We start from the raw sequence: 22150 nt of genomic DNA, 5'->3' as shown, positions 1-22150 counted from the left end.
AGCAGAAAATCAGTTGGCTTTATTTCCTGGAGCAATAAAGCCAACCGATGCTCGGTTAGATAGAAACCTGACTTTTTCAGGGCTGACTACTGAGTCATTACCTGAATAGCAGTTACCTGACAGAAGCAGCGTCACCAAAGATAAAGTTAAAATCTTTTTCACGTGTATCCTCCAGAACGGTAACCCATTTATTTATATAAGAGAAAAGTTGATGTGTGAACGAACAACAGCCATTGAAAGCGGATGACCATTGACGTGTGAAGTTATAGTCAGACTCATAATTGATTCTTAGGCCACAGCAAAATAAGAGAAAATAAACAACCACAGAATTTGAAAGCCGTAGCTTAACCTCTGATGAAAGCCTGGATTTGATTTTGCCTTAAAAGCGCCCGCTAAGGTGTAGGAAAAATAAAAGCAGCCTGTTAAACAAAGCAGCGAGAGTATTCTGAGTGTTGTGGGGTATAAGCCTGAGAAGACCACAATCGCCGGAGCGACAATAAATGAGACCAGCATGACCACACCGGACCAGGAGTGGATGTTGCATTTTGTTGACGGTGTCGATGTATACGGATCAGCATCCATAGGGAAATAACCACAAACCCAGGTACACAAACCATGAGTGATCACCATAGCCCCGATGGCAATATCTGTTGAAGATGCCAGTTGCGCAGAGGCTAAATAATAGCCAAACAATACAAATAGCAGACCTAACGGATAATTATTAATAATGGGGGACAGTTTCTGAGTGGGGCTACCAACAGCACCCAGCTCGCTACAGAATTGCCTGGAGTGGCTATAGCCGGGATAAAAGAGAGAAGCAATATAAATGCCTGCCACTATCCACACTGACGCGATTAATCCCGTGTAAGGGATAAAGCTTTCCATACGTGTATCCTCCCTGGAAGCTAACGCTTATGAGCGCCCAAAAGAGTATGGCCACACAATAAGCCTTATTCGAACAGCACAAGTTTTCTGACAAAGCCACAAATTGACGTAAGCTTCCCCTTTAAACCCAATATTTGCTTAAAAGCAATACTACAGCATTTATCACTAAAAATTAGCCTGTTTATTTTATTTTTATTATTCATATTATGTAATTTCCATATTTTCCAACTATCAATACCAGTCAACCAGAGAGAACAACCCTTTGAACAACGGCACTTCTGTAACACCATGAAATATTTTTAATATTACTAGCTCACTAATACTCGCATGCAACCAGCAAACAACATATGTATCTGTAGGCACTGCCCTGCTGCTTTTAGTCAGTATAATGACTGTGACAGAAGGCTCTCCAGCAGCTTTTATCATGTCATTTTAATCTTTGACTCAATTTACATTTAAATTTCCCTTTACGTTAACGTCAACTTGCATTAAATTTACCTCAACACAATAAAACTGACGTGTAAAACGCAGTCACAAGATAAAACATGTGAATACGAGGCCTGACCATGAAGTCCATTTACAAAGAGTTCAACTTCGATCTTGGTGAAACCTATGACATGCTGCGCGAGCAGGTTAACCGTTTCGCTACTGATGAAATTGCACCACGTGCGGCACAGATTGATGAATCGAATGAATTCCCGAATGATCTGTGGCGTAAGTTTGGTGAAATGGGTCTTCTGGGTATTACTGTACCGGAGGAGTTTGGCGGTTCTGATATGGGTTATCTGGCCCACGTCATCGCAATGGAAGAGATCTCGCGTGCTTCCGCTTCTGTCGGTCTGTCTTACGGTGCTCACTCCAACCTGTGTGTTAACCAGATTAAACTGAACGGTAACCAGGCGCAGAAAGAGAAGTACCTGCCTAAGCTGGTTTCCGGTGAGCATATTGGTGCTCTGGCCATGTCCGAGCCAGGTGCAGGTTCCGACGTAGTAAGCATGAAACTGCGCGCCGAGAAAAAAGGCGACCGTTACATTCTGAACGGTAACAAAATGTGGATCACCAATGGCCCTGACGCCAACACTTATGTGATCTACGCTAAAACAGATGTCACTGCAGGCTCTAAAGGTATTACAGCGTTTATCGTTGAGCGCGACTTTCCGGGCTTCAGCCGTCACCAGAAGCTGGACAAGCTGGGTATGCGTGGTTCTAACACTTGTGAGCTGGTATTTGAAGATTGCGAAGTACCAGAAGAAAACGTACTGGGTGAAGTCGGTAAAGGTGTTCGTGTTCTGATGAGCGGTCTGGACTACGAGCGTACCGTTCTGACCGGTGGCCCTACCGGTATTATGCAAGCCGCTATGGATATCGTGATTCCTTATATCCATGATCGTGAGCAGTTCGGCCAGTCTATCGGTGAATTCCAGCTGGTTCAGGGTAAAGTGGCCGATATGTACACCACGATGAACGCCTGTAAATCTTACCTGTACGCGGTAGCCAAAGCCTGTGACCGTGGCGAGACCAGTCGCAAAGATGCTGCCGGTGTGATTCTGTATTGTGCAGAAAAAGCGACTCAGGTGGCTCTGGACTCTATCCAGCTGCTGGGTGGTAACGGTTATATCAACGAATTCCCAACGGGTCGTCTGCTGCGTGACGCCAAGCTGTATGAGATTGGCGCAGGTACCTCTGAGGTACGTCGTATGCTGATTGGCCGCGAGATCTTCGCTGAGTCTAAGTAATAAATACCAAGGGGGTCTGCAACAGGCTCCCTTTTCAGGTGTGCGCACCTGATCCATTTCTGGCATTCCCTTTCTTATCAATAGAACACGGAAGGGGATTAAGCCAACCAGGTCTGGCGAGACAGACTGATAACTTCCCCCCTGCACGACCTGTTTTCGGTCTGTCTCGTCAACTTATTTAAATCGTGGCCAGAATGCGGCGATTTAACTTGCCCAAGGAGCACAAGATGGCGGTTATCAAAAGTAAAATTAATACCCGCTCCGAAGAGTTTCAGACCAATTGCTCAAATATGAAGCGTCTGGTTCAGGATCTGCGTGAGAAACTGGCAGAAATCAAACAAGGTGGTGGCGAAGCTGCACAGAAGAAGCACCTTGACCGCGGAAAACTCCTGCCTCGAGAGCGTATCAACGGCCTGCTGGATGAAGGTGCGCCGTTTATGGAACTGTCACAGCTGGCAGCTTTGGATGTGTATCAGGATAACGTGCCATCGGCGGGCATTATTACCGGTATCGGTCGTGTGAGTGGTCAGGAATGTATGATCATCGCTAACGATGCGACCACTAAAGGCGGCACCTACTATCCGCTGACCGTTAAGAAGCACCTGCGTGCACAAGAGATTGCAGAGAAGAATCACCTGCCTTGTGTCTACCTGGTGGATTCCGGCGGTGCTAACCTGCCAAATCAGGATGATGTATTCCCGGATCGTGACCACTTCGGTCGTATTTTCTACAACCAGGCCAATATGTCCGCCAAGGGCATTCCACAAATCGCAGTGGTAATGGGTTCCTGTACGGCGGGTGGTGCTTATGTACCAGCGATGGCGGATGAGTCCATCATTGTGCGTCAGCAAGGCACGATTTTCCTGGCCGGTCCTCCGCTGGTAAAAGCGGCTACCGGTGAGGTGATCTCTGCAGAAGATCTGGGTGGCGCAGACGTACACTGTAAAACTTCCGGTGTAGCGGATCACTATGCGATGAACGACCAGCATGCCCTGCAGCTGGCCCGTCAGTGTGTATCCCGCCTGAATCCGAATAAGAAAGTGGAACTGGATGTTAAAGAAAGCCGTCCGCCACTGTACGATCCGGAAGAGATTTACGGCATCGTGTCTGAAGATCTGCGTAAGCCATACGATGTACGCGAAGTGATCGCCCGTGTGGTTGATGGTTCTGAATTCGACGAGTTTAAACAGCTGTACGGCACGACTCTGGTAACCGGTTTTGCCCGTATCCACGGCTACCCTGTCGGTATTATCGCCAACAACGGCGTGCTGTTCTCTGAAGCGGCCCTGAAAGGCGCACACTTTATTGAGCTGTGTTCTCAGCGCGGTATCCCTCTGGTCTTCCTGCAGAACATCACCGGCTTTATGGTAGGTGGTAAGTACGAATCTGAAGGTATCGCTAAAAATGGTGCCAAGATGGTCACTGCCGTAGCCTGTGCCAAAGTACCTAAGTTCACCATGCTGATCGGCGGTAGTTTCGGTGCCGGTAACTACGGCATGTGTGGTCGTGCTTATGATCCAAATCTGATGTGGATGTGGCCCAATTCAAGAATCTCTGTTATGGGTGGCGAGCAAGCCGCAGGCGTACTGGCTCAAGTGAAGCGTGACAATATGGAACGCAAGGGTCAGGAGTGGGCCCAGGAAGATGAAGCTGAGTTCAAGAAGCCTATCGTTGAGCAGTATGAGCACCAGGGTCACCCTTACTACGCCAGCGCCCGTCTGTGGGACGATGGTGTGATCGATCCGGCACAAACTCGTGATGTATTGGGTCTGGCGATCTCTGCCGCTCTGAATGCACCTGCACAAGAGACACGTTTCGGCGTGTTCCGCATGTAATCCGGAGACTTTTCCATGACAACAATGACAACTGCGTCTAACGCAACCGAACAAGTGTTATGTGAGATCTCCGAACAGGGAGTGGCGAGTATCATCCTGAATCGTCCGGAAGTGCATAACGCCTTTGATGACAAGCTGATTGGCGAAATTCTGGCCGTACTGGATGAGATCAATGCAAACGAACAGGTTCGTGTTGTGGTACTGCGCTCCAACGGTAAACACTTCTCCGCCGGTGCTGATCTGGGCTGGATGAAGCGTATGGCTCAGTACAGCTTTGAAGATAACTTCAACGACGCTGGTGAGCTGGCCCGTCTGATGCACACGCTGAATAACCTGAGCAAGCCGACGATTGCGCTGGTTCAGGGTGCCGCTTACGGCGGTGCTGTGGGTCTGGCGGCGTGCTGTGATATCTGTATCGCGACGGATCGTGCTCGCTTCTGCCTGAGTGAAGTAAAAATCGGCCTCTCCCCTGCGGTGATCAGCCCATTTGTGGTAGCTGCCATGGGTGAACGTGCGGCCCGTCGTTACTTCCTGACAGCGGAAGTGTTTGACGGTGACGAAGCGGTACGTCTGGGTCTGGCCCATATGGTCGTTGGCCAGGATGATCTGGAAAGCACAGCCGACGATATGGTACAGAAACTGCTGGCCAACAGCCCGCAGAGTGTACGTCGCACCAAAGAGCTGATCGCTCGCGTCGCAAAAAGCCCGATTGATAACGAAGTGATTGAATACACCCAGCGCCTGATCGCAGAGATTCGAGTTTCTGAAGAGGGCCAGGAAGGACTGGGCGCATTTTTCGATAAACGCGCCCCAGGCTGGCAGCAGTAAGCGGAGGAACACCATGTTTAATAAGATTCTGATCGCCAACCGTGGCGAAATCGCATGTCGAGTAATCCGTACTGCGCACCGTCTGGGTATTCGTTGTGTGGCCATTTACTCTGAAGCCGATGCCAATGCCATGCATGTGGCAATGGCGGATGAAGCCGTATGTGTCGGTCCAGCACCCAGTAAAGACAGCTACCTGAAAATGGACACTATCCTGGAAGTGGCTAAGCAGACCGGTGCTCAGGCGATTCACCCAGGTTACGGTTTCCTGTCTGAGAACGCGCCGTTTGTACAGAAGTGTCAGGAAGCGGATATTGTCTTTATCGGCCCACCTGCATCAGCTATCGAAGCGATGGGTTCCAAGAGTGCGGCAAAACGCATTATGGAAGAAGCCAACGTACCTCTGGTACCGGGCTACCACGGCGAAGACCAGGACCCTGCCCTGCTGAAACGTCACTCTGATGAAATGGGCTACCCGGTTCTGCTGAAAGCTACCGCTGGCGGTGGAGGTAAGGGTATGCGTGTGGTTTGGGCAGCCGATGAGTTCGACAGCGCTCTGGATGCAGCCAAGCGTGAAGCCATGAACGGCTTTGCTGACGACACCATGCTGGTTGAGAAGTACCTGACCAAGCCGCGTCACGTTGAGATTCAGGTGTTCTGTGACAAGCACGGCAACAGTGTTTATCTGGCAGAACGTGATTGTTCCGTACAGCGTCGTCACCAGAAGGTGGTTGAAGAAGCACCAGCGCCAGGTATGAGCGACGAGCTGCGCAAAGCCATGGGTGAAGCAGCGGTACGTGCTGCTGAAGCGATTGGCTACGAAGGTGCGGGTACGGTTGAATTCCTGCTGGACGAAGACGGTTCCTTCTACTTTATGGAGATGAACACCCGTCTACAGGTGGAGCATCCGGTGACCGAACTGATTACCGGTCAAGATCTGGTGGAATGGCAGCTGAAAGCCGCTTCCGGTCAGACTCTGCCTCTGAAACAAGATGATGTTCAGATCAACGGCCATGCAGTAGAAGTGCGTATCTACGCGGAAGACCCGGATAATGACTTCCTGCCTGCAACCGGTAAGCTGGAATACCTGCGTACTCCAGAAGAGAACCGCTATGTACGTGTGGATACCGGTGTACGTGAAGGCGATGAGGTCAGCATCTACTACGATCCTATGATCGCTAAGCTGATCGTATGGGATGAGAACCGTGACCGCGCCATGCAGCGTATGAGTCAGGCACTGACCGAATACCGTATCGCCGGTATGAAGACCAATACCCATTTCCTGAAGCGTCTGATCGATAACCCGGCCTTCCGTGCTGCTGAGCTGGATACCGGCTTTATCGAGAAGCATGAAGAGACTCTGTTCCCTGGCACTTCAGGAAACAGCCAGGGCGGCAGCCATAGCGCGAATCCATTGGCCCTGGCAGCTCTGTATACTCTGCTGAAGCAAGGGCAGCAGCGTCAGGCAGAAGCGGTACATAGTCATGACACTACGTCTCCCTGGCACCAGTTTAGCGGCTGGCGTTTGAATGAAGAGCCTGCTCTGGCGGTTCGCTTCAAGGTAGGTGACGAAGAGAAATCCGTACAGGTGAACTGGCTGAACCAAGGCTATCGTCTTTCTATTGATGGCCATATTGTGATCGCCGATGGCAAGCTGGAAGATGATGTCCTGAAAGCCAGCTTTAACGGCCATAACCGCAACGCTTTTGTCGCTGAGCTGGCAGGTCATATCACCGTATTTACCGATCAGGGTGCGTTTGAGTGCCAGTGGCTGCATCCAGATCTGGATAACCATGAGTTTGAAGAGGAAGGTGGCAGCCTGACCGCGCCAATGAACGGCAGCATCGTTGCCGTACTGGTCGAAGCGGGTCAGAAAGTCACTAAAGGCACCAGCCTGGTGATTATGGAAGCCATGAAGATGGAACACACCATCACAGCTTCTTCCGATGGTACGGTAACTGAGATCTTCTATCAGGCCGGTGATCTGGTAGAAGGTGGCGCTGACCTGCTGGCTTTTGAAGCTGAGGAGGCCTGATATGGCACTGCCGAATAAAGTGCGTCTGGTTGAAGTGGGTCCCCGTGATGGTCTTCAGAACGAAGCGGGCGTGATCAGCACCGAAGTTAAACTGGAGCTGATCAAACGCCTGGAAGATGCCGGTGTCAACTATATCGAAGCCGCCAGTTTTGTCTCACCCAAGTGGGTGCCACAAATGGGCGATGCCAAAGAGATTATGCAGGCGATTAAGGCGAAGACCGACGGTCAGGAAGGCAGCGTAACTTACGCTGCCCTTACCCCGAACGTTAAAGGCCTGGAAAGTGCAATTGCCTGTGGCGTAAAAGAAGTAGCAGTATTTGGCGCTGCTTCTGAGGCCTTCTCCCAAAAGAACATCAACTGTTCGATTGAAGAGAGCCTGGAACGCTTTAAACCAGTGATGGAGATGGCAAAAGCCAACGGCATTCGTGTGCGCGGTTATGTCTCCTGTGTACTGGGTTGCCCTTACGACGGTGAAATTGCACCAGAGAAGGTCGCTGAAGTGGCTAAAGCCCTGTACGACATGGGCTGCTACGAGATCTCTCTGGGAGATACCGTCGGTGTCGGTACGCCACAAAAAGCAAAAGAGATGGTGCGCGCCGTCAGCCAGTTTGTTCCGGTTGAAAAGCTGGCAGCCCACTTCCACGACACCTACGGTCAGGCACTGGCCAATATCTATGCGGTACTGGAGGAAGGTATCAGCGTTGTAGACAGCTCTGTCGGTGGTCTGGGCGGTTGCCCATACGCTAAGGGTGCAGCGGGTAACGTGGCCAGTGAAGATGTGGTGTATATGCTACAGGGTTTAGGCATAGAAACCGGTATTGATCTGAATAAACTGATTTCTACAGGACAGTATATTACTTCTTCTATTGATCGCCCTAATCGATCAAAAGTGGGTCTGGCTCATTCGGCCTGAGTGGTTTTCACTATGAGCTCGTGAATAGCTCATGGGCCCGACCTTATTTATGGAGACCTCGGTCTCCTTTTTTTCTTTTTACAAACAGCAAGTTAACCTGTTTCAAAGATTCAGATTTTTTGTAACACCTATTGTTTTTTTTCTCATAAGAAAATAGTCTTAGTCAGATAATAATTACAGGACCTTGAATCCAGTTCATGCTTGCTTCAGATTTGTCAGCCCAGAATTACTCCGAGCTACCTTTACCGGTCATTCTTTTATCGGCTGATGGCACATGCTCTGCCATTAATTTATCAGCCGAACAATTATTTAATGAACTGCGCATCTCTGATATCAATGACCTGCTGTCTCATAGCTTTAAAAGCAAAGCTCTGGAAACATTTTCCGAGGGTTCTGCCAGAGGCATTACCTGCGACATGCAGTACCATGAGACAGTCACATATCGCTGGCAAATTATCCGCAAAAGTGAGCAAGGCTTAGTCCTCTTTGGCTACAACCTGACCGACCGGGAAAACTACCGTGCTATTCTTGAACACTCCGTTGACGGTGTGTATCAGACCAATAAAAGCGGCAAACTGATATACGCAAACCAGTCATTGGCAGAGACATTCGGTTATCACAACGCCTTATCAATGTGTGAACAGATAGAGCACCTTGCTCAGGATCTGTATGCCTGTGAGCAGGATAGGCTGGATTTTCTGCAGCAACTGAGTCAGTTTGGCCAGGTAAAAGGTATGGAACTGCGGATGAGACGTCTGGATGGACGCCTCATATGGATTCGCCTGAATGGTAAAGCAATACAGGATAAACATGGACAGATTCAGTCAATTGTCGGTACAGTCCATGATATTACTGCTCAGAAAGATGCCGAATCGGCACTAACCGCAGCCGAAGAAAAATATCGCAGCATTTTTGAGAATTCATTGGCAGGTTTACATCAGAGCACGATGGATGGCCGCTATATTAATGTAAATCAGGCTCTGGCAATAATTCTGGGCTATGAATCACCGGAAGAATGCATCGCGGCTATCAGCCATATCGGAAAAATGGTCTACGTTCGCCCCCATGAATGGCTGAAAGCGATGAAGCGCCTGCGTAAAGAAGGTTTCTTCACGCTTAATGAAGTCGAAATCTATACCCGCAGCGGACAAAAACGCTGGATATCTGTCAGTAATCGCCTGATTCAGGCCACAAAAGATCATCCTGAGCATATTGAAGGCTCTGTTGTTGATATTACAGACAGCAAACGCGCTCTGGAACGTATCCGTTACCTGGCCCACTATGATAGCCTGACATCTCTGCCTAACCGTATTCATTTTAACAATGAACTCAGTCGACAAACTGATGACGTTGATGACGGCAGCCTGTCATCACTCAGTCTTATACTGATTGATATTGATAATTTTAAAGATATCAACGATACCCAGGGTCATGTTACAGGCGATATGATACTGATCAAAACCGGTCATCGCCTACAGGAACTGGTTGGTAATAAAGGCATGATCTTTCGCCTTGGGGGAGACGAATTTGCAGTAACTCTGCCTAATATCAGCGACAGAGAAAAGATTGCAGAACTGACTAGGAATATTATGGCTTCACTGAGTGAGCCAATTTGCCTGAACAACAATAATATAAACTGCTCTGTCAGCCTGGGGATTGCGATTTATCCCGAAGCCCGTGAAGTGATTATTGAAGGCGACACCCAGCAACAACTGTTTCGTTTTGCCGATCTGGCCCTCTATCGCTCCAAATCCGGCGGACGCAACCGTTACACATTTTTTGCCCCGGAAATGCAGCATGAAGCGCTTAAAGAACGAGCGGTTGAACAGGAGCTGCGCCTGGCCATTGAACGTAATGAACTCTGTCTGCATTATCAGCCTCTGCTGAATGCCAAACATGGCAAAGTCATCGGAGCTGAAGTACTGGTTCGCTGGCCTCATCCACAACGAGGACTGATCCCTCCTTTTGAGTTCATCCCTATTGCAGAAAAAACCGGGCTGATCTCCCTGCTTGATGACTGGGTATTGGAAACAGCCATTAAACAGGTCAAAACCTGGCTTAAGCAGGATATCCCGGCAGTTACATTATCAGTTAATATCTCTGCCAACCGGTTAAATCAGAAAGATTTTGCTCAGTTTGTTCAGGAAAAGATCAAAAGCTACCATATACCGCCTGATTTTCTCTGCATCGAGATCACTGAACAGAATATGATCGAGAACCTGGATAATGTTCAGAGCACCTTATGCCACCTTCAACAACTGGGCATTAAGATTGCTCTGGACGATTTTGGTACTGGATACTCTTCACTCAGCTATTTGAAACGCCTGCCAGTAGATAAGCTGAAAATCGACCGCACATTCGTTATGGAGATGCATGAGGACCCTCAGGACAGAGCGATTATTAAGACAATTCTGGAACTGGGTCATGGCTTAGGTATATGGGTTAATGCTGAAGGCGTCGAAAATGAAATTCAGATTGGTATGCTCAGAGAGCTGGGTGTAGATGAATTTCAGGGCTTTTACTTCAGTCGCCCACTGCCACGGGAAGAGTTTGAAGAAAAATATCTGGCACAGCTTATAGCACTGGAGAACTAAGACAGGCATAAGCTTTGATGATAAAAACACCGTATTGCGCCCGGTGTTTTATAGCCTTCTGCTGAGACTTAACTCAGAAACGTTCCCAACAAAACCTCCAAAGCCAGAACATATTTATTTGTCGGCCTTCCCTGGCCCACAGATGTCAGAACTTCATATTAAAACCTAATGAGAACACATGGGCATGAGTCTCATAATCAGCATTCAATCTCCCACGCGAAGCATCCTCTGGCAGAGAGCCATCACGTATGACGGATGTATCATCTACATCAACGTAGGTATAAGCCATATGTAATTCGGTATCCGGCGAGAACTGATAACTGCCACCGAAAGAATACCAGGTTCGATCATCATCCGGTGTACGAGCGGTTCTGTATTCATCCCTTACCGGAGAGTAATCTCTGGCCACACCAGTTCTGACAGTTAACTTATCATCAACCAGGTAACTCAACCCCAAAGAATAGAACCACTGATCCTGAAACTTAAAGGTAATCACTGAATCTGGCTGCTTAATATTATCCGGTCCGGGCGCAAAAGCGATTCGCATCTCATCCATTGAGCTCCAGCCGGTATACATTGCGGTAGCTGCAACCGTTAGCCGTTCATTCACATCCTGCTCCAGCCCCAGGCTGGTTACTGATGGGAAATCGATCTGATCAAACAGATAGGCTTCATCCACCCCCAGAGCTCTGAGAGTCGGAGGCACATTGTCATAGGAAGATTCACCTTCAAAAGTGAAATCAATTTCACTACGATGCCCCAGACCAATTCGGGTTCCTTCAGCAGGCTCAAACAGCACACCCAGCGAATAACCAACAGAAATATCATCCCCTTCCAGCTCTCCATAACCTTCTCCATGATTACTCAGGCCACCGGCAAAATCTGTCAGTGCAGCAGCCAGTAACACGCTACCTTTGTGTACCTGTAAACTACCACCTACACTGATCGTTTCGCTTACCTTATGGGCAACAGATGCTGCCAGCGTCATCACTTCCACCGATGTTTCAGCAGAATGATAACGCCCGGCCCAGTCCCGCCCATATTCACCAGACAAGCCAAAAGGCACATTAAATGACAAACCTGCTACAGTATTCTCTGCAACCGGGTGGGCATAATAAATAGCAGGCACAATGCTGGGATCAACCACATCAGTGGCTTCACCAGAAATATGGTTTCCGGCCGGATCGCTGGCTGAATTCGCGCTGACATCCATACTCGGTAGTAACGCCGCACCCGACATATAAAGTTCGGGACCTGAAGCATTAGTCAACAGCGCCGGATTCCAGAAACTACCTGAAATATCAGCCTTAGAGGCAGCAGCGCCTGCCAGAGCATTACCAGATGCTGTTGCACTATGATCATTCAACGCAAAACCGGCGCCGTGAACCTGATTTACCAGCATCCCGGCACCAATTAAAGCAGAAGCTCTCACAATTCGGGATAGCAGTGTTTTCCTGCAATTCATATTTCGTACTCCGTAATTATTATTCTCAGAGAGTTTCTGTCTTATTCAACAACGTTATTATTGCTGACACTGATGGCTCGCCCCCGAGTCGCGATAAATGATACCGCCTGAGTCTGCATCTCTACAGTCGCCGCCAGCGCAGAAGCAGCATCCTGGGTCACGCCTTCTTCCGGTGATGGATCAAGCAATGACGAATGCTTACCCACCAGGAAATTAGTATATGCTTTCAAAGCCGTCGCCGATGCCACACTGCCTGAAACCTGACTTAACCCCAGGGTGTTAATCAACCCGCTGGTGCCAGCCAGAGGAAACCCTTCAGAAGACAGACTATTGGGTACAGTCTGGTCGGCCAGGTTAACGCCATTACCCGTAACCTGCGTCACCAGCACTGGAGTATCGGCTGCGACCTTTCCAGCCCAGAGCAGAGAATCACCACTATCAATAACCTGCAGCGCCCCGGAAACAAAGCCCTTCAAAAACGCAGGATAAGCGACATTGGCCAGACTATCATAGGTCAGCGGGTCACTGGTTCTCAGAGCAATAAAGCCTTCAGGTGTATAACCCAGGTTTTCAGCCACGGCGGCAGCAAAACCATCGTTCTGTTTAAAAGAGGCTTTTACAATAGGGCCAAACTCATTGGAATAGCCCATAACAGCAGCCGACTGAGCACCACCAACCGTTAACACGGCAGCATTAAAGTCAAATGGATTGTCAGCATCGGCTTCAGTAAGGCCATCGCCATCAGCATCATAACTGTCTGACATCCCTAACGCAGAAGTCCCCACCATAGAACCCAGAGAAACGCCCAGCATAGAGACGCTCTCTCCATCCAGATCAACCTCTGTGACCGGAGTCTGAGACAGACTGGTGTAAACCGTAGTATTGCTCAGCGCTGCGCGCAGGCTCAGTACGTCAGCAGCAGACTGTCTCAGGTTATCCCGCACCGTTCTCAAAGACCCCAGATTCGCATAGACCAGCGAGGTACCTTTGCTATAAGCCGAACCATTTTCAGGTGAAGTAGTGGTCAGCTCATAGACCCCATCGCCATCCATATCAATACTACGACTGCCATGTAAAGGCTGATCAATAGCCACTACAGCAACACCTTGTGCAGCCAGATTACCGGCAATGGACATCACGGTTTCTTTGTAAGAGGTCACACCGTGAACATATAAAACCACCGGCCAGCCATTTTCGGGTTTGGACACACCTGCGGGCAGATTATTCTCATCAGGCACTGTAATCAGCACCTGAACAGTATGATCACTGCGTTTCTCTGGCGCGTAATGCCCGGCACGTAATGCACCGCCATCATCAGCCTGCCAATAACTCGATAACGCATCACAGGTTCCTGTTCCTGCTAACTGCACACCACAGTTAAACGCGGTTGGAGTCTCCAGAAAATAAGGCAACTGCATACCGGCATAATAAACCAGAGGGTCATGGGCAGCCGTTGCCGATGCTACCGTCAGAGCATCGCGGCCTGTTGCCGTCAAAAATGAACTGAGCTTATTATCCGCCAGATTCATCCCCAGCGCTGACAGCACAGTTCCAATACCAGTAACAGAGCCTATCTGGGGCTGAGAAGAAACAATCTGATCCATCACGGCCTGCATTACCGGCTCTGCTGACAGGGTGGTAAAGCGTGTGGAATAAACGATAGAGCTATCGGCAGGCACAAAGCTATTCAGCACAGGATTGATACCTGTCAGCAAAGCCTGAATACCTGCCAGCTGCGCCTGTTGAGCCGCATCAGAAGTCAGCAGGGACACGTCCGTACTACTATCAGATAACAGCGAATACATTGTCGATGGTGTCAGAGGGCGCCCCAGAGAGTCATGCACCTGATCAGTGACTGCCAGCAAATACTGATTAGCCGGTTTAAATGCTTTTAATGGAGTAATTGTCAGGCCACTGCTACCGGATGACAGCGTATAATCAACGCCATATTCCAACAGTTCAGAAGCGGTCAGATCAAACAGAATAATGGCATCACTATCATCCAGTGATCCTTCATCCAGGCTGAAAGTACCATATTGTCGCCCAGGATAATCAACAGCAATATTGATTGGAGAACCAATACCCCAGCCATCCTGAGAATTCAGGGAGTCATATATATCCCCTGACGCAGGAACAGACAACAGCCCTGTAGCCGGATTCATCAGCAAATCTGTGGGTGTTGATATATTGCCGTTTGTTGGATCAAAACTGACAGAAGAAACGGGAATAGAGCCAGGATCAGGAGATGCGGATGGGTCGATATTATCTGAGTCAATTGCGCTATCACTACTATTACAACCCGACAGCACAATAGAACCTGCAATAACTGAAGCAAGTAAACTTTTTTTCATCTGAATTCCTATCATTATTCTTGTTATGTGGTCACTGATATATGCAGCAAACTCATAAAGTCTGAAAACATAAAACATACGTTTGAACAAAATCACAAAATTCACGACTTAAGTCAAATAACAATCTGTCGATCCAGCAAAGCTGCTCAATTTTTAACTTCCAGATAATAGCGTCTGGCTCCCTCATGCAGAGGCAAAAACTTCTGACGACTGAGAAAACGTTCTGTATCAAGCCGTAACCGACTAAGCGCCGGATGCAGATTTCTGAGGTGCTGCTGATTTTCAGCCAGTTGCCGGACAATAATATAGGCAGCATTTTCTGACAGGTTCTCAGTCGCTACCAGGCTGGCATCAACGCTCAGTGAGGCTATATCTTCTGCATTGCCCCGGTACATCCCACCTGGGATATAGCCTTCATAGTAAAAAGGAAACTCACGGTGCAGGCGCTCAAGTAAAAGCTTAGGCATTGCAATCAGACGACTATCACAGAATGATGTTGCCTCCCTGACAGACGTGTTCGGATGCCCGACAAAATACACAAAGGCATCAACTTTTCCCTGACATAAAGCCGAGGCCATATCAGAAGCAGACAGCTCACTGGCCAGAGCAAAATCGGACATCCTCCAGCCTTTTTTCTCCATAATCAATTCAAAGGTTTTTCTATGGCCTGATCCGGGAATGCCTACATTAACTTTTTTGCCCTTAAGGTCATTAAAGGTAAGAATACCACTATCCTTACGCGCAACAATCGTGAAACTTTCAGAATGCAGGTTCATCAATAATCGTAACGACTCCTGCCCTTCCTGGTCAGTAAAAAAACCTTTCCTGGCATTGGAAAAAAACAACCAGTCAACCTGAACAATCGCCAGATCCAGATCATTTTCTTTTAGCGCCTGCAGGTTATAACCAGAGCCAGGGGTACTCTCTACCGCACAACGAATATCATGCTCAGCCCGATCTTTATTGACAAGACGACATATCGCTCCGCCTGCCGGATAATATACTCCTGTAATATCACCGGTTCCGAGAGTAATAAACTCAGATTCTGCTCTGACTGTCAAAGACAATGAACACAACAAAAAAACAAAGCCAATCAAGTATTTCATAGATAAAGCTTCCTGATTCTTTAACACTTAAGTGTATGAAAAACATCCAGACATGACAAAGCTACAAAACCGTCACAGATCAATTAAAACAAAATCAGACAGACATAAAAAAACTGCCACTTCAAAGAAATGGCAGCTTTTAATTTAAGATACGGCTTAATCCGGGTTTTTGCTCAATTATTTAAAATAAGCATTGTCAGTTACCGTGTGATCCGTCGCGTCTTTAACGGCCTTCAGTTGAGGAATTTTCTCCAGCAACGTCTTCTCCACTCCATCCTTCAGTGTCAGATCAACGGCAGAGCAGCCCTGACAACCGCCGCCAAACTGAAGCACAGCAACTTCATCATCAATCAGCTCGACCAGCTTCACCTCGCCACCGTGAGCAGACAACCCCGGATTAATCTCAGAATACAGCACATAGTTAATCTGTTCTGCCAGAGGACTATCTGCACTGACTTTCGGCATCTTTGCATTAGGTGCCTTAATCGTTAGCTGCCCACCCATACGATCCGGATTAAAATCGACAATAGCTTCTTCAAGATAGGTTGAACTGGTTTTATCCAGATAAACCGGGAATGGTGAACCTTCCTGCAGAATATCTTCCGACTCTTCTTCTCCCGGACGGCAATATGCAAGACAGGTCTCAGCATAAGGAGTACCAGGCTGGGTCACAAATACACGCACACCAATGCCTTCTACATCTTGTTTTCCCAGCAGCTCGCCCAGATAGTTTTCTGCGTTTTCAGTAATTTCAATAATGGCGGACATATTTTCCACACCTGTAACCCTATGAATAATTGCTGACATTTTATTGCAATTTTAAAGGTTTGAAAATACCCTGGTCTTTTTATCAGGTTTTTACCCATTGAAAAAACAAGGCAATCAAAGGCAATATAATGACATTGAGACGGATTAAGTAACACTATTTTACCCCCCCTTCTCATAAACCCGCCGCAATCAGAAAAGCTATCCTGATGAACTATTTTCATTTTGTTATGCAAAGCTCTCATGTCGTTATAAGCAACTAATCTCTTAATCCATTATATTTTTTGCTAAAATGGCGAAATTTACTAAAAAACAAACAATTACCCTATTAGCTTCTGTAACACCGGAGACCCAAAGAGAATGAATCTGGACACCCGTATCGCAGCGCTCAAACAAGCCATTCAAGACCGCATCCTGATCCTGGACGGTGGTATGGGCACCATGATTCAGGGCTATAAACTCACCGAGGAAGATTTCCGTGGTGAGCGCTTTAAAGACTGGCCTTCTGATATTCAGGGCAATAACGACCTGTTAGTGCTGACCCGTCCAGACGTGATTAAAGCCGTGCACCTGGCTTATCTGGATGCTGGCGCTGATATTCTGGAAACCAACACTTTTAATGCCACCCGACTGTCCCAGTCTGACTATGGTATGGAAGAACTGGTTTATGAACTGAACGTTGCAGCGGCGCGTCTGGCCCGTGCGGCAGCCGATGAGAAAACCGCGCAGGAACCAGAAAAGCCACGTTTTGTCGCCGGTGTGCTCGGCCCAACCAGTCGTACTGCGTCGCTTTCTCCTGACGTAAATGATCCGGGTTTCCGTAATATCGATTTTGATACCCTGGCGGAAAACTACCGTGAGGCCACAAAAGGCCTGATCGAAGGCGGTGCCGATATCATTCTGATTGAAACCATTTTTGATACTCTGAATGCTAAAGCCGCCATCTTTGCGGTCCAGGATGTATTTGAAGAGCTGGGCATTGAACTGCCGATTATGATCTCCGGTACTATTACCGATGCCTCCGGTCGTACTCTGTCTGGTCAAACCACAGAAGCGTTCTGGAACTCGATTCGTCACGCCAAGCCACTGTCTGTGGGCTTGAACTGTGCATTGGGTGCCACCGAACTGCGCCCATATCTGGAAGAGCTGTCCAACAAAGCGGATACCTATGTGTCTGCGCACCCGAATGCGGGTCTGCCGAACGAGTTTGGTGAATACGACCAATCAGGTAAAGAGATGGCCGCTATTATTGATGAATTCGCAGCCAGTGGCTTTGTCAACATCATCGGTGGTTGTTGCGGTACTTCGCCAGAACATATCTCTGCGATCGCGAAAACCGTCGCCAAACACAAACCGCGTCAGATTCCGACCATTGAACCCGCTTGTCGCCTGAGTGGCCTGGAGCCATTCAATATCGAAAAAGACAGTCTGTTTGTAAACGTGGGGGAGCGTACCAACGTCACCGGTTCGGCCCGCTTTAAGCGCCTGATCGTGGAAGAAGATTACGATACCGCGCTGGAAGTGGCTCAGGAGCAGGTGGAAAATGGCGCTCAGGTGATCGATATCAATATGGATGAAGGCATGCTGGAATCTCAGTCTGCCATGGTCACCTTCCTGAATCTGGTCGCCTCCGAGCCTGAAATTTCTAAAGTGCCGATTATGATCGACTCTTCTAAGTGGGAGATCATTGAGGCAGGCCTGAAATGCGTACAGGGTAAGCCGGTGGTGAACTCCATCTCTCTGAAAGAGGGTGAAGAAGCCTTCCGTCATCACGCCAAGCTATGTATGCGTTACGGCGCAGCCATTATTGTGATGGCGTTTGATGAAGAGGGTCAGGCAGATACCTTTGAGCGTAAAGTAGAGATTTGTAAGCGCTCCTACGAAGTACTGGTCAACGATATCGGTTTCCCGGCTGAAGATATTATCTTCGATCCTAATATCTTCGCGGTCGCCACCGGTATTGAAGAGCACAATAACTACGCCGTTGATTTTATTGAAGCCACCCGCTGGATTACTGACAATCTGCCCCATGCTATGGTATCTGGTGGTGTATCTAATGTGTCCTTCTCTTTCCGCGGTAATAACCCGGTGCGTGAAGCGATCCACTCGGTATTCCTGTATCACGCCATTAAAGAAGGCATGACTATGGGTATCGTAAACGCCAGTCAGCTGGCGGTTTATGATGATCTGCCGGAAGAACTGCGCGAATACGTTGAAGATGTAGTGCTGAACCGTCGTGAAGATGGTACCGATCGCCTGCTGGAGATTGCCGATAAGTACCGTGGTAGTGGCGCAGAAGAGAAAAAAGAAGATCAGGAGTGGCGCTCCTGGCCAACCAATAAGCGTATTGAACATGCACTGGTTAAAGGTATCACTAACTTTATTGTTGAAGATACCGAAGCCGCCCGTCTGGAAGCGGATCGTCCAATTCAGGTGATCGAAGGCCCACTGATGGACGGTATGAACGTGGTCGGCGACCTGTTTGGTGCCGGTAAGATGTTCCTGCCACAGGTCGTAAAATCCGCCCGTGTAATGAAGCAGGCTGTTGCTCATCTGGTACCTTTTATCGAAGCGGAGAAATCCGGTGCGGTGGAAAGCAACGGTAAGATCATTATGGCCACCGTTAAGGGTGACGTACACGATATCGGTAAAAACATCGTGGGCGTTGTTCTCCAGTGTAATAACTACGAAGTGATCGATCTGGGTGTTATGGTGCCAGCAGAGAAGATTCTGCAGGTTGCCAAAGAAGAGAATGCAGACATCATCGGCCTGTCCGGTCTGATTACTCCGTCTCTGGACGAAATGGTACATATCGCCAAAGAGATGGAGCGTCAGGACTTCCATATCCCGCTGATGATTGGTGGTGCAACCACATCTAAGGCGCACACTGCGGTTAAGATCGACCCTCAGTATAAAAAAGGCCCCGTGATTTATGTCACCGATGCCTCCCGTGCGGTAGGTGTCGCTAGTCAGCTGCTAAGTGACGAGTTACGTGATGACTTTATTGCCGATCGTCGTCAGGAGTACGAAGAAACCCGTATTCGTAACGCCAACCGTCGTGCCAAAGCAGATCGTATCAGTTACGAAAACGCAGCCGCTAATAAGCTGCAACTGGACTGGGATAACTTCACACCGGTGACACCCGCAGCAAAAGGTATCACCGTATTTGACGATTACCCACTGGAAAAACTGGTTGATCGTATCGACTGGATGCCGTTCTTTATGACCTGGGATCTGGCCGGTAAATTTCCAGCGATTCTGGACGATGAGGTCGTGGGTGAAACCGCTCGTAGCCTGTTTGAAGATGCCAAGGTGATGCTGAAGAAGATCATCGACGAGAAACTGATTAAGGCGCGCGGTGTGATTGGCCTGTGGCCAGCGAATACTACGGATGCTGACGTGGTTGAGGTGTATGCTGATGAGAGTCGCTCTGAAGTGATATCCCGCTTCCACCATATTCGTCAGCAAACCCCGAAACCCGATGGCAAACCAAACCTGAGTCTGGCGGACTATGTAGCCCCGAAAGACACAGGTCTGAACGATTATGTCGGTGGCTTTGCGGTCAACGCCGGTATTGGCGCTGATGAACTGGCCAAATCCTATGAAGAGGCCGGTGATGACTATAACTCCATTATGGTTAAAGCCCTGGCAGACCGTCTGGCAGAAGCCTTTGCCGAACATCTGCATGAGCGTACCCGAAAAGAGTTCTGGGGTTATGCTGCTGACGAGTCACTGGAGAATGAAGCCCTGATTAAAGAACAGTACCAGGGCATTCGTCCTGCACCAGGTTACCCGGCTTGTCCTGATCACACAGAGAAAGAAACGCTGTTTAAACTGCTGAATGCGACAGAGAATACCGGTCTGGAACTGACCTCCAGCCTGGCGATGTCTCCTGCAGCAGCGGTATGTGGCTGGTACTTCGGCCACCCGGAAGCGAAATACTTCGGTACCGGTAAGATCGACAAGGATCAGGTGGAAAACCTGGCAGAAGCCAAAGGCAGAAGTACTGAAGAGATGGAACGCTGGCTGATGTCGGTACTGTCTTACGATCCAGAGTAAAAACCTGAACAGTTACAGAGTAAGACTCTGGACAAACCAGCCTGCAGCGTGATCTCACCAGAGATTTCGTTACAGCATTTGCTGTATAGTAAGCAAAAATCCCTCATATCTCAGGATTGAGGGATTTTTGCGTAAAAAAGCCCACAACACTCCAGGACGATATAACCACCTTGGCAACCTCCCTTTGCACCCGACTATTTCCTCCCATAGATCGGCTAAAAGCGATTTTAAAGCTCGCCCTCCCTATCATAGGCGGTATGCTTTCCCAGAGTCTGATTAATCTGGTGGATTCCGCCATGGTTGGAGCCTTGGGTAGCACATCTCTGGCAGCAGCAGGAATCGGCGGTTATGCGGCGTTTGTGATTACAGCGTTGATTTTGGGCTTATCGTCTGGTGTGCAATCCACCACCGCTTTTCACTTTGGCGCAGACTGCAAAAAGTCTCAGGTTGATACGCTACATGCAGGCTTAATTCTGGCGTTTCTGCTCTGTTTGCCAATTATCATCCTCTTCTATCCCTTTATTGAATCTACCTTATCGTTGCTTAATAGTAATGGAGCTGTGGTGGAACTGGCGATTCCCTATCTGGAGTGGCGTATTATCGCTCTGCTTGGCGTGGGTATTAATCTGGCTTTTCGAGGCTATTGGAATGGTATGCATCACTCGGGGATCTATCTGAAGATCATTCTGCTGATTCACCTGAGCAATATACTGATCAGCTACTGCCTGATCTATGGCAAACTGGGCCTGCCCGCTATGGGCGTGGAGGGCGCAGGTTTAGGCACCTGTATTTCTATTTTTTCAGGCTCTCTGGCCTGGTTTATTTATACCTTGCGTAAGATCCATCGTCAGGGTTTTCTGCAGCGCTTACCCGGTTTGCCTGTCAGCTGGCAACTGTTAACCCTGTCTCTGCCTAATTCTTTGCAACAAACCCTGTTTGCTATGGGGTATCTGTGTCTGTTCTGGATTATAGGCCTAATCGGCCCTCTGTCGCTGGCCATTGGCCATGTACTGGTAAACCTGTCTCTGTTAATGATCCTGCCTGCGGTTGGTCTGGGTATGGCTTCCACCAGCATGGTGGGGAAAGCACTGGGCCAGGAGAAGGATCACGAAGCCCAGCAATGGGGGATTGATGTAGTAAAAGTGGCTGTTGCTCTGCTGAGCCTGATAGCGATTCCGCTATTGATATTCCCTAAAGAGATTTTATCGCTATTCATTATCGAAAATTCGGGTATCGAGTATGGCGCTCCACTGTTGCAACTGACCGCTGTGATGGTGATCATTGACGCCGCCGCAATTGTGCTGACTCAGGCCCTGCTTGGAGCTGGTGCCAGTCGTCTGGTGATGATAGTTTCAGTGACTCTGCAATGGGCACTCTTCCTGCCCCTGGCCTTTATTTTCGGGCCTTATCTGGGGTTTGGGCTGGTCGGTATCTGGGCGGTACAGCTCATCTACCGCGCCTTAAATACCTGCACCTTTATCTGGCTGTGGCGGGTAAAAGCCTGGACGATTATCGAGTGAAAGTTCCGAGTTGAAACATCATATACAGTTATTTCTTTTTGAAATAAATATATAGATATAA

At 48.6% G+C, this 22150-nt stretch carries 13 protein-coding genes; 8 read left to right on the top strand and 5 right to left on the bottom strand.

The window, feature by feature from the left end:
* Positions 1–288 precede the first annotated feature (288 nt).
* Positions 289–885 carry a DUF998 domain-containing protein gene (locus H4O21_RS21430; protein WP_182811011.1) on the bottom strand — a complete coding sequence of 199 codons (597 nt, stop codon included), beginning with the start codon at positions 883–885 and terminating at the stop codon, positions 289–291.
* Positions 886–1451: 566 nt separating this feature from the next.
* Between H4O21_RS21430 and H4O21_RS21425 the strand changes: the two genes are divergently transcribed.
* The 6 genes from H4O21_RS21425 to H4O21_RS21400 all read left to right on the top strand — a co-directional run bounded on the left by H4O21_RS21425 (position 1452) and on the right by H4O21_RS21400 (position 10823).
* Complete coding sequence (locus H4O21_RS21425; RefSeq protein ID WP_182811009.1) at positions 1452–2621, top strand: isovaleryl-CoA dehydrogenase; 1170 nt, start codon at positions 1452–1454, stop codon at positions 2619–2621.
* Positions 2622–2848: 227 nt separating this feature from the next.
* A complete protein-coding gene (locus tag H4O21_RS21420) occupies positions 2849–4456 on the top strand; it encodes a carboxyl transferase domain-containing protein (RefSeq protein ID WP_182811007.1) in 1608 nt (535 codons plus the stop codon).
* A 24-nt stretch (positions 4457–4480) separates the two neighbouring features.
* Positions 4481–5284, top strand: a complete 804-nt coding sequence (locus H4O21_RS21415) for an enoyl-CoA hydratase/isomerase family protein (RefSeq protein WP_182811013.1) — start codon at positions 4481–4483, stop codon at positions 5282–5284.
* A 13-nt stretch (positions 5285–5297) separates the two neighbouring features.
* Entirely contained in the window at positions 5298–7316 is a 2019-nt protein-coding gene (locus H4O21_RS21410) for an acetyl/propionyl/methylcrotonyl-CoA carboxylase subunit alpha (protein ID WP_182811005.1), read from the top strand.
* Position 7317: 1 nt separating this feature from the next.
* On the top strand, positions 7318–8229 hold the full coding sequence (locus H4O21_RS21405) for a hydroxymethylglutaryl-CoA lyase (protein WP_182811003.1): 912 nt from the start codon (positions 7318–7320) through the stop codon (positions 8227–8229).
* A gap of 197 nt (positions 8230–8426) precedes the next feature.
* Positions 8427–10823: a sensor domain-containing protein gene (locus H4O21_RS21400; protein ID WP_182811001.1), complete on the top strand. Its 2397-nt coding sequence runs from the start codon at positions 8427–8429 to the stop codon at positions 10821–10823.
* Between the two features lie 145 nt (positions 10824–10968).
* Here the strand turns inward: H4O21_RS21400 and H4O21_RS21395 are convergent, their stop codons facing one another.
* The 4 genes from H4O21_RS21395 to nfuA form a co-directional block, all read right to left on the bottom strand.
* Positions 10969–12288 (bottom strand): OmpP1/FadL family transporter, encoded by a 1320-nt coding sequence (locus H4O21_RS21395; protein WP_182810999.1) that lies wholly within the window; start codon positions 12286–12288, stop codon positions 10969–10971.
* A 41-nt stretch (positions 12289–12329) separates the two neighbouring features.
* A complete protein-coding gene (locus H4O21_RS21390; protein WP_182810997.1) occupies positions 12330–14639 on the bottom strand; it encodes a hypothetical protein in 2310 nt (769 codons plus the stop codon).
* Between the two features lie 146 nt (positions 14640–14785).
* Positions 14786–15745, bottom strand: coding sequence for a TAXI family TRAP transporter solute-binding subunit (locus H4O21_RS21385; RefSeq protein WP_182810996.1), 960 nt, complete (start codon positions 15743–15745; stop codon positions 14786–14788).
* A gap of 177 nt (positions 15746–15922) precedes the next feature.
* Complete coding sequence (gene nfuA, locus H4O21_RS21380) at positions 15923–16513, bottom strand: Fe-S biogenesis protein NfuA (protein WP_182810994.1); 591 nt, start codon at positions 16511–16513, stop codon at positions 15923–15925.
* A 357-nt stretch (positions 16514–16870) separates the two neighbouring features.
* Between nfuA and metH the strand changes: the two genes are divergently transcribed.
* Positions 16871–20569 carry a methionine synthase gene (gene metH / locus H4O21_RS21375; RefSeq protein WP_182810992.1) on the top strand — a complete coding sequence of 1233 codons (3699 nt, stop codon included), beginning with the start codon at positions 16871–16873 and terminating at the stop codon, positions 20567–20569.
* A gap of 116 nt (positions 20570–20685) precedes the next feature.
* On the top strand, positions 20686–22089 hold the full coding sequence (locus tag H4O21_RS21370) for an MATE family efflux transporter (protein ID WP_306667904.1): 1404 nt from the start codon (positions 20686–20688) through the stop codon (positions 22087–22089).
* The last annotated feature ends 61 nt before the right edge of the window (positions 22090–22150 follow it).

Source organism: Oceanospirillum sediminis (assembly GCF_014164585.1).
Lineage (GTDB): Bacteria > Pseudomonadota > Gammaproteobacteria > Pseudomonadales > Halomonadaceae > Oceanospirillum > Oceanospirillum sediminis.
The sequence above is the reverse complement of the archived record's forward strand: the minus strand, read 5'-3'. Positions and strand labels throughout refer to the sequence as shown.

Coding starts and splice junctions, on each gene's coding strand:
- H4O21_RS21430 (WP_182811011.1), bottom strand. CDS start 885: ATGGAAAGCTTTATCCCTTACACGGGATTAATCGCGTCAGTGTGGATA.
- H4O21_RS21425 (WP_182811009.1), top strand. CDS start 1,452: ATGAAGTCCATTTACAAAGAGTTCAACTTCGATCTTGGTGAAACCTAT.
- H4O21_RS21420 (WP_182811007.1), top strand. CDS start 2,849: ATGGCGGTTATCAAAAGTAAAATTAATACCCGCTCCGAAGAGTTTCAG.
- H4O21_RS21415 (WP_182811013.1), top strand. CDS start 4,481: ATGACAACTGCGTCTAACGCAACCGAACAAGTGTTATGTGAGATCTCC.
- H4O21_RS21410 (WP_182811005.1), top strand. CDS start 5,298: ATGTTTAATAAGATTCTGATCGCCAACCGTGGCGAAATCGCATGTCGA.
- H4O21_RS21405 (WP_182811003.1), top strand. CDS start 7,318: ATGGCACTGCCGAATAAAGTGCGTCTGGTTGAAGTGGGTCCCCGTGAT.
- H4O21_RS21400 (WP_182811001.1), top strand. CDS start 8,427: ATGCTTGCTTCAGATTTGTCAGCCCAGAATTACTCCGAGCTACCTTTA.
- H4O21_RS21395 (WP_182810999.1), bottom strand. CDS start 12,288: ATGAATTGCAGGAAAACACTGCTATCCCGAATTGTGAGAGCTTCTGCT.
- H4O21_RS21390 (WP_182810997.1), bottom strand. CDS start 14,639: ATGAAAAAAAGTTTACTTGCTTCAGTTATTGCAGGTTCTATTGTGCTG.
- H4O21_RS21385 (WP_182810996.1), bottom strand. CDS start 15,745: ATGAAATACTTGATTGGCTTTGTTTTTTTGTTGTGTTCATTGTCTTTG.
- nfuA (WP_182810994.1), bottom strand. CDS start 16,513: ATGTCCGCCATTATTGAAATTACTGAAAACGCAGAAAACTATCTGGGC.
- metH (WP_182810992.1), top strand. CDS start 16,871: ATGAATCTGGACACCCGTATCGCAGCGCTCAAACAAGCCATTCAAGAC.